The following is a 10486-nucleotide window of genomic DNA, read 5'->3' on the forward strand; positions in this document are numbered from 1 at the left end:
GCCTCGAAGTTTTAGTGCCGCATCATAGGCGTTCCAATTCTGAACTTTATACTGGGCTTTCGTCTTCATCTTGGGCTAAGGGCGGCGACAGGACACAGGATATAGGTAAAATTTACCATTTTCCTTATTCACGCAACAACGCCCTTTGTATCTACTGTTTTATACTTAATTTAACTCCGCGCATAAATTTTGATTGGTGATGTATCAAAACAAGGACTCACATCACGCCATACAATTTGATTTTTTACTGCTTGTGAGAAATCCGGGTCATATTGCTGCCAAAATTGCCTCTCACACTTTACGTCTGTTGCTTCTTCGCCATTTTGGTATCAATGTTCTTACTTTTCAATCTCAACCGATTTAATTCACATTAGGCGTAATTTATGATTAAGCACCAGTTTGAAGCCACCAATGAAAACCCGTCAAGCCACTAATTAAATCAAGCTGTTGCAGTAAAAATTGACACCGATGAAATAGGACATCCTCTAAATGATGAATTGTCTCAAAAAATTGATTAGCAATTGGTTCGTCCACTAAAATCCACAACCTTTCTGCGGGTTGTAATTTAGGTGAGTAAGGGGGCAAAAATGTTAAATGTAGTCCTTCGGAAATCTCTAAACTCTTGCTGGTATGCCAACCTGCTCGGTCAACAGCTCAAAGAATGCGTTTATCAGTACCTAAGCCAAATTCCTGAGCAAAATCGGCTAAAACCTGATTAAATAATTCTGTGTTCACATAAGGAAGAATCCACGCCTTAGTTTCGCCAGTTTTAGGGTGTACAAAAGCATATAACCATAACCATTGAAAGCGCCAATTCACATCAGCTATTGGTGTTTCCCCTTCTGGTACATAAACTCGTCGTAAAACAGGTTTGAGTCCTAAGCGTTAGCGAAGCGGTAGCGAGTCTTCTCCAAGGGGAGACGCTACGCGAACGAGCGTCTGCTCATCCTTACTCCACAGCTGTACTTCTGCATTCGGGTAAGTGGTTTGAAGTGTTTTTACTTCTGCTGCTATTTTTTTTTCCAAGCCTCTTGCTCAAAAGTATCGCTTTTTGTGTGGGATGGGCGAGGAACTCTCAGTCTAAAAGTCATCTGTCTTAATATCTCCCATCCTCCATCGGTGAGAGGTTAAGATAATCTTACTTTTGTCAATTAGAAATTATGCTTAAAATTTAGGGGGAGCCGAGGTACTAAGTTAACTTTTGTACTGAAATTATGGGTTAAGAATAAATGATGCGTATCAAGATGACGCGATCGCCCGATTAAAAATTCTGTTTGTAACCCCGATTTTGGCAATATTTTAAGTACTATTGCTTATTGACAAATGGTATCTGACCTTAACCTGTCACGAATGCCCATCTTCTATGTCTGCTTATTTTTGTTCCTGTGACTTTACTTAACCAATCTGCTACTTTCCTGCCATTCCATAACCCTCCATCCGGTGCTTTTTCTTGTAACGCTTGCCATAATTGTGCTTGCTGAATATCATCAACTAGCGGCTGCGTTCCTTGGTTTAACTGTCTGCGATCGCCTAATCCTTCTACACCTAACTCGTTGTATCTTTTTACCAAGGCGTACATCCACGTTATACTGTAGCCAGTGATTTCCTCCACTTCTTCCGTTTTTTTTCCTTGTACTAGTAGCCAGATAATCTGATACTGGCGGCTTTCTATACTACCTTTAGCTTGACGGTAACGTTGTTATAGCTCTTCTAGACTCAAATGTGCGGCTACACTAATTCGTTTCGGCATTCATCATCTTTGCACTCACCGCTTTTATCGTAAGCGATTTACCGGACATAATATAAGTTGGAATAATGGGTGGTAATCAGTAGCGTTTTGGTGCGTCCAATGCGATCGTCCAGGATGCCAAACGGAACTCCACCAGCTGCCCGTCCCAGCAACAGAACCGATGTTAGCAATCCTGTCCAGTAGAGAGTTGGAGCTTTAGCTTCGGGGGAGCCAATCATTAACCCTAAGGGTAACCTAATTCTGTACCAGTTCCCACACCGACGCAGAGAATCCGTGCGTTGGCAGGAAGTTCGCAAAGTACTAGGCGGGTCAGTAAATAAAGTGCATCGAAAATGCTTTCGACAAGGAGTAGTTTGCCACAATCCGGCATCGCCTGATGACAGTTTTTGAGAATGAGTGAGGACTTTTCATCATTCCAATCGTGGATGATCCACCGCATCAGGTAAACATCACCACCCGATGGCACAGACTCGAATGGCACTAAGAAAAGCTTTAAGCTATGCAGGATAAACGCTACAGATTTTAAAGCTATTAAACAGTGTTGGGACGGAGCAGGTGATTGTCCTTGATGAAGTGCTGCGATCGCCGAATCTGATTAGGATTCGTAGACTTTAAGCAAAAAGCGACTCAACTCGCAATTGTCAAAGTGGCGAATTCCACGGAACAATTTGTTTGGATCTGCCTGCCAATCGACAATCAAATCCAGGACTGTGTTGCTTTCAATCCTCAAGGGACAACTAATCGAGCCTCCTCTTAAGTAAAATACCTGATTATTGCCACATTCGTTCTCCAGGGGTTGCCATCCAATTTCTTTTGGAGAGGATGTGACTAAATCGGGAGTTATCTGTTTGACAGTCCCCTGCCAAACGCCGTCAGGTTGAATCACACCAGGAGATGGAAGCGCTTCATTAAAGCTGTCTAATTGCTCAGAGATCGCTCTGATGTGCTGCAATTCACCGCTTTTTTTGTAAACAGCGCTAAGGCTCATCCTCCTGTTTCCATGCGCGAACCCTGTTTCACAGAATAACTGAGCGTCCGCATTTGCGATCTTTGTAGATCCCCAGGAAAAGCTGTTGTCTAGAAACAAAACGACAAAGAGATGGCCGTTAAAAGATAGACCTGCACTGGTATAAGGACCAGCATCTTGTAGTTCAGTCTTTCCATCAGAATAAGTGTAGTAATTTTGCTGAGTTATCTGGCTACTATCTTCACTGAGGTGGAAGGAGCGAACACACTTGAAGGAGTCAATTGAGTGTCCTTCTGGCGAATATTTAGTCCAGATACCATGCCAGTCGCCTACATGATAGCGGCAAAAATTATTCCAATTTTGGAGCTGGTTCTCCCTTTGAGCAACATTATCAACGGACTTAGATGTCATTGTGTATATTTCCTCACTTGCAAGCTCTAGATAAAATAATAAACGGCAGTGTTCATTTGAACACTGCTAGTCGCGCCCTGCCACAATAATCTTTTCTGCTAAACTGACAGGGTTAGAAAACATCACCTCATGACTACCCGGCATTTGCACAAGCCGAAATAGCCCTAAACGACTGGACATTCTCGGATGCCAGCCCCCGTTGTCTTCTGTACAGTAGAGGTAACTCTTGGGAATAGTCAGCACATAAAACTGCTTTAAGTCCAACTTGTCGATTAGCGGTTGATAGGGTTGAGACGATAATTGTGCGTAACTGGATTTAGCCAGTTCGAGATCAGCGTCGTTGATAAATACCTCACGCCAAATCTCAAAAGGTAGCATTACTGTACGATCGTCCGATTCTCTCGCTAGCTTGTCGAATAACCCATGAAAGTTAGGTGAGAAGGTATCTTTGACGCTCTCACCATCATTCAAGACAAAGGCATTGAAGAAGATCAGCCGTCGAATGCGATCGCCAATCGCTTCGGCAACTTTCGCAATAATTGTCCCACCAAAACTATGTCCTAAAAGGACGATATCGGTTAAGTCTTTGTCAACAATGTAATTGACAACCGATTGCGTGCATTGAGCATGGTTGACGTTTCTATTTACGCCTTTACCATGCCCAGCGATTGTGGGAGCAAAAGCTCGATGCCCTTTCGCTTCTAGATGTTTGATAGTAGGTTCCCAAGCAGAACCATCATGCCATGCGCCGTGAACTAAAACAAAAGTTGACATAGGATAACCCCTTAATGAATACAGTATAGAAATTGAGCTTGTGCGAACTGCACGACTTAGTTATTAGATTATTTATTAACCGCTACGAGTTTGGTCTAAACTTGTGGCGACACTTTGATAACACTACCCTAAAATTTAACCTTTTAAAACTTTGAAAACATCTTATTATTAACTCTTTGTACCTGTAACAATAAATGCTGGGTACTCAGCGAAAAACTGCCCATTTTTGTGCATTTATTCTAACTGCTTTCCCCATTTATATAACTCAGGATCGAATAATTTTTTTTTTAGCGCTTGCTCTAAAACTCCATAACAAGCCAAAATGAAAACTTCATACTTATCATAATAGAGTGAGTAACAACAGCGATATTGCTCATTTTTAACTCTTCAAATATTTCTGGCAACTTACAACCTATTGAACCATTGGGAAAACTATCAAATATGACTCTAACAATTTTGTGGGTTAAAGTGGGGTATGTAAAGTTAATAGAAATGCCATCTAAGTCAAACTCAAAGATAGCAAGCTTTCCACCAGGAGCTAATATATGAATCATCTCAGGCACTGCTTTCTTTGGATTGCTCACGTACAATAAAATACGCTCTGCTCGACAAGCATCAAAGCTATTATTATTCATATTGAGCGAGTTAATGTCACTTATATAGTATTTAATTTGTAAATTCAATTTATCTGCTCTTTTTTCGCTTCCTCAATCATTTCCTCATTTTTATTTACTCTCACAACTAAACTATCATCACCAACCAGTTGTTGTATTCGTTGCACTTCGTGACCGACCCTGCATCCTACATCTAAAACACGATGACCTTTTTTAATACCTAAAGAATTTAGCATTTGCTGTTTGCAGGCACGCACTGAATCTAATTCATCAAACTTATCCAAAAATTAGATAAAAAAATTTCGTCATTAGTTTTTTCAAAACTTTGAAAGCCAAAAGCTATATTTTGCATGATGTCTTAGACAAGTTTCTAATTATGGAAAGTACAATCTCAATAGGTGAATAAAGCTGCATTTTCTCCTTGATTATTACGACAAAATATTATTGGATGAAGAATCAAAGTTCGTGTTCAAGATTCAATAGATGATAAAAGTGGGTAGAGTTTGATATCTTATCTCTAGGCTAAGTAAGCTTAATCTCGAATCTTGGGTAGTGTTATCAACCCCAATTTTAGCCCGATTCTAACGATATTTTAAGTATTATTGCTTATTGACAAATAGTATTTGACCTGAAATTTTCACGAATGCCCATATACTAAGTTTCTCCAGAATCAATCGCACTTGCACCGATCTCGGCTCTATGCCGTAACCATTTGCCTGACGCTCATTTCACACCTATTAGCCGGAATTGACACATTTCACAATTCATCTGCACAAGTCCTTGCTGAGTTTCAATTTCTCGCTCTCGTAATAGCGAGAATAGTTGAGGATGCAGACCCATTTCGGGTAAACAAATCATACAAATATCTGGGTATTGCTCCTGCTGTTGGGCAGTACTCTTAATAATTTTTTTCATTAAAACACCAGTAAACAGGAAGTGTGGCAGGACAATGATACGTTTAGGCTGGTAAAAGCGGGCGCGACGGAAGCCTTCTTCTAACTTGGGATAGGTAATGGCGATGAAGCAGGTTTCGACCGTGGAGTAGCCGCTTCCTTCCCAGAGGATACGAGCTATTTTGTAAACATCTCCGTTGGCATCGGGGTCACTAGAACCACAACCGACAAACAAAAGAACGGTGTCAGATCGAGAAATTTGTCTGGGGTTGTATTCAGGGTAGTCAAGTTGTGCTAAACGCGATCGCCACAATTCTATAATTTGAGGTGTAATCCCAAAATGATGCCCGTAGTGAAACTTCAGCTGCGGATACCTAGTCTTGGCACGGTCTAGTTCATTGGGGACTTCAAATTTACTATGCCGTCCAGCAAATAGCATTACTGGCAACACTGAGAGTTCAATGTAGCTTCTTTCCACGCACTGCTCTACTGCTTGTTGAATTGTCGGACCAGTAAGTTCCAGAAAACAAGGCAAAACTGGACGCGATGAATCTAAAGCTGCATAGGCAGCTGCAAAATTTAACAAAGCTTGCCTTCCTTGTGCATCTCTAGTGCCATGACCAATCAGCAATAAAGGACGCTTTATCGGCAAGGGTGGCAATTTCAAGGTTGCGGCAGTTGGGAACTCCATCTGGGTCAGACTTGTGGTGTCTAAAATAGCCATTCTCAGTTCTAGCTCCTTGAGTTTTTTTTACAAAGTCCACTGGTCAAGCATCTGCTTGACGAGCTAGTAACTCAGAGCGGATTTGGCAAAACTGGCTAGTATGTAGCACAATTTCACCATAATCTGGAATCCAAGCTAACCATTGCTCGTCTGAATGTTGGCACAGTAGAAGTGCTTCATCAAAACTGAAGGGGCTGGGAAGTTCTAGTAGTTGCACCCAGGTAAAAGCGTGGAACTCCTGGTGAGACTGTTCTAAATGTTCAGTTGACCAGCTTAGGGTATCCAATGATAAGCAGACGGCATCTGGTCTATGCAGTTCTAATTTCATGGTTGTGTCTCCTGCGATTCCTCTTCTTCCCCTACTTCCCTCTTCGGCTGACGCTCACGGCAAAGCCTGCCTCCCCTGCCTGCCTCCACCCATGATTTTTGGAGTGACAAACCACTAGGCTCTACTAAACTTATGGATTCTCTCTATTTTCCTGAATCGACTGAGCTACACCATCCCATAGGGAACAGCGTACTTTGAGAGCGTTGTGAGCAGAATGTAAAGCTTGTTCCCACTTCAAAGGGTCATCACCACAAAGATTTTTTAAGAGTTTCTGCCCCATTGGGACATGCTGATCCTCATCAAGAAAAGTGTGTCGGTCGAGGTAAAGTTGCAAGGATTTGTAGGTGAATACATGAGAACTTTCTAAACTTGCAAGGATTTGCCTAAACATCGCAGGTACGATGTCTTCTCGACCTAGTAGAAAAGCTGCCGCAACTTCATGGGTTGACTTGTTTACAGTGGTTAAGGTGGAAAGTACAAAGGTTTTTGTAGATTCGGGTATGGAAAGAGGGGCTAGAGCTTCCTCAGCAGAAAAACCTTGTTGAAGAGAGTCAATAAACTTTCGGATCGAACTGCTATCAGCCCCAATCTCTGACATAGCAGTTAGATAGAGATCGAAATGACTTGTGTAATGCCCTGGGGTAACTTCATCAGTTTCTTCAGCTAGAACAATCTCGTTAACCATCCTTGCTGAATTAATGTCTGTCGGTGGAAGCCACGGCACGTCTAAGCAAGTTACTCGCTGTTGAAGAGTTTTAATCAGTGACATAAAATCCCAAATAGCAAATATGTGGGATTCCATAAATATCCGCACAGATGCTATATCTCCCAATTGTTTGTAAACTGAGTGATTTAGAAGATCGGTACGGGTGGGTTCAATTTTTTCTACAAGCCACATGTAAGGATCTATTCCTGACGATATAGCTGGCTTGTTATTTCCTTTGGTAGTTTTTATTTGAAATATATTCATCTATGGAACCCTCTGTATTTTTTGTTTGAATTGAGATATTCTCACAAAGCGTCTTTACACAGTCTGTATTTATATCGGAGTTTTTGTGAAATAGTATGAAAGCAATGAGGGTAGTGTTATCAAAGCAGCACTACTTTGGTATTCAGCGATCGTTGTCGCCGATCTCGCTGGGATGGTAGTAAAGCTAAGGGACTTGCGATCGCGCTTTTGCTTGGGCAGAAATATTGTGACTCATTCTAAACCTCGACGAAAAAAGCATTCACTGTACTCTTAGCACTGTGAAATCTCTTTTTGTCAATCCTGACTAAGCTCGGCTTTATCCAAAATTAAGAACTCGGCTTTCCTGATTCGGCAAAACCCCTGGCAATAAGAGCAAATACTTTTTCCATGTCATTGATTTGCGCTCAAGTCCAAAAACTAAAACTACCTTACCACAATGGTTTCAGCGTTAGGTTTTGGGTTTACTAAAAATGGATAAAGTCGAGCTAAGAGGTTGTTTGAAAAGTAGTTAGCTGTGATTTTAGACACTTGTTGATCCCCCCTAGCCCCCCTTAAAAAGCAGGGCTGTTTCATTCCCTAAAAGACCTTTATTTACAAGCGTATCAGCTAAAAAAATCAGGTCGTTAAATAATCTAATTGGGTCAAAAACCAGGCGATCGCACTTAAATTTATTGATTGAAGCAGTAACTTTTCGATTACCAACTTCCTAAAATTTTTGGTCGATACTCTTGACAAAATCCCGGTCTGAGCGAATGAAACAGCCCTGCCTTAAAAAGGGGGGAATTAGAATCAAAGTCCCCCTTTTCAAGGGGAGCCACTGCGGTCTTGGGGCTTCCCCAAGTGGAGCAAGTGGCGTGGATTTAGGGGGATCTAAAACTATTTGATACATCATTAGGGACTTTTCAAACATCCTCTAACATCTATATAACTTAATATATGGAGTCAGCTTCAAGCTGTCATCAATTCTGAGTTTATATTTTAAGTGACAAAAAGATCGCCCATGAGCGATCTGAAGTACTCAGATTCAACTGTACTTAAGTTCAGATTTATTTCAACTTAACTGATATCTTGCACCTAGGTGGATAAACACTGAATATGTAGAATAGAAGTATCAAGTATTGCAAATCTATTAAGTAACTGTATACTGGGCATAAAGTTATTGATAATACTTGTTAATCCTTTAAATACTTGAGTACCTCAGTGAATAATGTATAGAGAATGATAATCATGAAGAGGGGCAGGGGTGAGTGGGTGAGCGTCGCTCACCCACTCACCCCCAGAACGCGATTATCATTTTCATAAAGTACTTAATTGCTCTCCAGTACAATTAAAGCTGCTCCTATTGCTTAAAGTGACCCAAATATGAGAGAAAAGGGCGTATTCATTCAATTTGCTAGCAAGAACAATGAAATATCTTCTTGCTCACGCCCAAGAGCTAGTTTACATCTTAGAATCATTAATTGCTTCTGCTTACCAACAAGAAACTTTCAACGCTATGTTGGGATTATTCTTGGAGGCAAAAGGCTATCATCTACCACAGCACAGCCAAACCAAATCGGCTAGTGCTATTAGTCGCTTCTTGAATATATATGATTGGCCAACCCGTCAAATCATTCGCGTTACCCGTAAGCACATCCAAAGTGCGATTCTCTCTGCTTGTCCTAAAGGTCGTAAACCTCAACTGCAAGTTATTCTTGACCTAACCACCCTGGAAAAATGCGGTAAATTCAAAGAATTTGACCATTTAATCCGCGTCTATAACCGTAAACGTGGCTTGCATCTGGTCGTCATGTACCTAGTTTTCGGGCAATGGCGAATCCCTTGGAGCTTTCGAGTTTGGAGAGGCAAAGGTCAGTAGACCGAAAAGTTTGGCGATCGCGAAAAAATAGTAGTGTATGATACAGTTTTGTCGAGAACGTAAAAAAGCTGATTTTCTGAGACAAATAATAAGTATAGCTTATAGATAAGCCTTAAAAATCAAGCAAAATCAGCTGGACGGGAAATAAACTTCGCAGGCTACCCCATAGTTGCGGTCTACTGCTTGGCGTAAAAATTCAAGCATCTGTTTAAGAGTAAATAGGTGAGAAAAAACTTGTCTAGTACTTCTTTTTAAACGGCTGATATAATGCCATAATAGATAAATCCAAACATTAATAATTAAGAATGCCAAAGCTACAAATAAAAGTCGAATGATAGGATTTTTAATAGTAGTTTTGATTCGGCACTGATTTTTCATTCGGTAGCTACTCTCAATCCCAAAACGTAGACGATAGTCATCACTCCCGGTTCGCTCATTTTTTGAGGAGTTAGGAAAAGAAGTATACCGAAAGACATATTTCCAAAAATGAGTAAATCGGTATAGGTTCAGAATTATGGCAACTGAACCCATAATTAAAAACGAAAGAGTCGATGATATACCCGTACTTCTGACACAAATACAGAAGATGGGGATAGGCAAGTTAATCGATAAGCACTTTCCGACACATGGAAATTGGTAAGGTGAGAGTTTGGGGAGCGTAGCGGTAATTTGGTTAACACATATATTATCGCAAGCAGATCATCGTTTAAATCAAGTCCAAGGCTGGGCTTCCAAGCGTTTGGAAACTTTAAAAACACTGATGGGCGATTCCTTAGAGGAATTAGACTTGACGGATGATCGGCTAGAAGCGGTATTACGCTACCTTAATTGTGATGACTGCTGGTCTGTATTTGAGTCAGAACTAGGGAGTAATTTGCTGTGTGTCTACGATCTCAAACCAGAACGGGTACGTTTGGATACAGAAATGTTGAATTCTAATACAAAACTTTACATATCTAGTTACACTAGCTCTAAAAAGATTAAATTACTCAACAAAACATAATTTCCTCAAACCAATGAACATAACTGATTTTCTGACACATACAAGATTGTAAATAGCGAAGTTTATCTAATAGTGTATGTCCCCATTGTTGTGGGATAGATAATATCTGTAAAATTAGATAGGCTATTAAACTAACGTAAATTTGTATGGTGATACCATTGACATTCTTAGTAATTAATTTGTCAAGTTTTAAG

At 40.6% G+C, this 10486-nt stretch carries 11 protein-coding genes and 7 pseudogenes; 3 read left to right on the forward strand and 15 right to left on the reverse strand.

The genetic code is table 11. The features are described from left to right. Positions 1–268 precede the first annotated feature (268 nt). A pseudogene (locus tag I8752_RS39140) lies at positions 269–364 on the forward strand (IS982 family transposase); the annotation flags it as partial. 23 nt (positions 365–387) lie between these two features. On the opposite strand, the pseudogene I8752_RS38830 reads toward I8752_RS39140, so the two are convergent. The 13 genes and pseudogenes from I8752_RS38830 to I8752_RS24325 all read right to left on the reverse strand — a co-directional run. Then, a pseudogene (locus I8752_RS38830) lies at positions 388–639 on the reverse strand (IS630-like element ISAva6 family transposase); the annotation flags it as partial. 15 nt (positions 640–654) lie between these two features. Further along, entirely contained in the window at positions 655–819 is a 165-nt protein-coding gene (locus I8752_RS38835; RefSeq protein ID WP_214434805.1) for a hypothetical protein, read from the reverse strand. Positions 820–1010: 191 nt separating this feature from the next. Beyond that, the gene (locus I8752_RS38840; RefSeq protein WP_404827121.1) at positions 1011–1103 is read right to left on the reverse strand and encodes a winged helix-turn-helix domain-containing protein; all 93 of its coding nucleotides are present in this window, start codon (positions 1101–1103) and stop codon (positions 1011–1013) included. A 251-nt stretch (positions 1104–1354) separates the two neighbouring features. Next, positions 1355–1750 (reverse strand): annotated as a pseudogene (locus I8752_RS24280) (helix-turn-helix domain-containing protein); the annotation flags it as partial. 38 nt (positions 1751–1788) lie between these two features. Continuing rightward, a complete protein-coding gene (locus tag I8752_RS24285) occupies positions 1789–1968 on the reverse strand; it encodes an MFS transporter (protein WP_214434807.1) in 180 nt (59 codons plus the stop codon). A gap of 5 nt (positions 1969–1973) precedes the next feature. Further along, on the reverse strand, positions 1974–2231 hold the full coding sequence (locus I8752_RS24290; protein WP_318780890.1) for a methyltransferase: 258 nt from the start codon (positions 2229–2231) through the stop codon (positions 1974–1976). A gap of 114 nt (positions 2232–2345) precedes the next feature. Continuing rightward, positions 2346–3128, reverse strand: coding sequence for a DUF3598 family protein (locus tag I8752_RS24295; RefSeq protein ID WP_214434808.1), 783 nt, complete (start codon positions 3126–3128; stop codon positions 2346–2348). 66 nt (positions 3129–3194) lie between these two features. After that, positions 3195–3902, reverse strand: a complete 708-nt coding sequence (locus I8752_RS24300; protein WP_214434809.1) for an alpha/beta hydrolase — start codon at positions 3900–3902, stop codon at positions 3195–3197. 299 nt (positions 3903–4201) lie between these two features. Then, positions 4202–4537 carry a methyltransferase domain-containing protein gene (locus I8752_RS24305; RefSeq protein WP_225895877.1) on the reverse strand — a complete coding sequence of 112 codons (336 nt, stop codon included), beginning with the start codon at positions 4535–4537 and terminating at the stop codon, positions 4202–4204. A 44-nt stretch (positions 4538–4581) separates the two neighbouring features. Next, positions 4582–4800 carry a class I SAM-dependent methyltransferase gene (locus tag I8752_RS24310; protein ID WP_214434811.1) on the reverse strand — a complete coding sequence of 73 codons (219 nt, stop codon included), beginning with the start codon at positions 4798–4800 and terminating at the stop codon, positions 4582–4584. Between the two features lie 439 nt (positions 4801–5239). Beyond that, entirely contained in the window at positions 5240–6133 is an 894-nt protein-coding gene (locus tag I8752_RS24315; protein ID WP_214434812.1) for a sirohydrochlorin chelatase, read from the reverse strand. A 43-nt stretch (positions 6134–6176) separates the two neighbouring features. Beyond that, a complete protein-coding gene (locus I8752_RS24320) occupies positions 6177–6461 on the reverse strand; it encodes a hypothetical protein (RefSeq protein WP_214434813.1) in 285 nt (94 codons plus the stop codon). A 130-nt stretch (positions 6462–6591) separates the two neighbouring features. Next, positions 6592–7431 carry a DUF3050 domain-containing protein gene (locus I8752_RS24325; RefSeq protein ID WP_214434814.1) on the reverse strand — a complete coding sequence of 280 codons (840 nt, stop codon included), beginning with the start codon at positions 7429–7431 and terminating at the stop codon, positions 6592–6594. A gap of 1405 nt (positions 7432–8836) precedes the next feature. On the opposite strand from I8752_RS24325, the pseudogene I8752_RS24330 reads away from it, so the two are divergent. Further along, positions 8837–9280: pseudogene (locus I8752_RS24330) on the forward strand (IS701 family transposase); the annotation flags it as partial. 138 nt (positions 9281–9418) lie between these two features. Here I8752_RS24330 and I8752_RS24335 read toward each other — a convergent pair. Further along, a pseudogene (locus I8752_RS24335) lies at positions 9419–9709 on the reverse strand (ISH3 family transposase); the annotation flags it as partial. 94 nt (positions 9710–9803) lie between these two features. Between I8752_RS24335 and I8752_RS39145 the strand changes: the two are divergent. After that, positions 9804–10229: pseudogene (locus tag I8752_RS39145) on the forward strand (DUF4277 domain-containing protein); the annotation flags it as partial. A 49-nt stretch (positions 10230–10278) separates the two neighbouring features. On the opposite strand, the pseudogene I8752_RS24345 reads toward I8752_RS39145, so the two are convergent. Continuing rightward, positions 10279–10486: pseudogene (locus I8752_RS24345) on the reverse strand (IS4 family transposase); the annotation flags it as partial.

Source organism: Dendronalium phyllosphericum CENA369, from assembly GCF_016056275.1.
Lineage (GTDB): Bacteria > Cyanobacteriota > Cyanobacteriia > Cyanobacteriales > Nostocaceae > Dendronalium > Dendronalium phyllosphericum.